Here is a 231-nt window from a genome sequence, read left to right as displayed (position 1 = left end):
ACACTGGCTTCTTCAGCTAACGCTTTAAAATAACCTTTGCCCATATTATCTGAATCTATCTTTTGCATTGAGTGTAATTCAAAACGGCCTGTGTTATCAGAGATGCCTTGAATGTCATCTGTTAAGTAGACGGTGATATTGCTAAGTGGCTGATCAGTTTGACTGTCAATTAGCTGTCCTTTTATAGAAGGTGTGACATAAAAGGCCTCAGGTTCTTGCGCAGTACAAGAT

Annotated in this window: 1 protein-coding gene; it reads right to left on the bottom strand. The window is 39.4% G+C overall.

Translation table 11 applies throughout. The features are described from left to right. A partial coding sequence (locus AAEZ18_RS19820) for a peptidase associated/transthyretin-like domain-containing protein (protein WP_352256171.1) occupies positions 1 to 231 on the bottom strand: 231 nt, incomplete at both ends.

This window comes from Pseudoalteromonas sp. 19-MNA-CIBAN-0066 (assembly GCF_040308705.1).
GTDB lineage: Bacteria > Pseudomonadota > Gammaproteobacteria > Enterobacterales > Alteromonadaceae > Pseudoalteromonas > Pseudoalteromonas nigrifaciens.
This window is presented reverse-complemented; position numbering and strand designations above follow the sequence as displayed.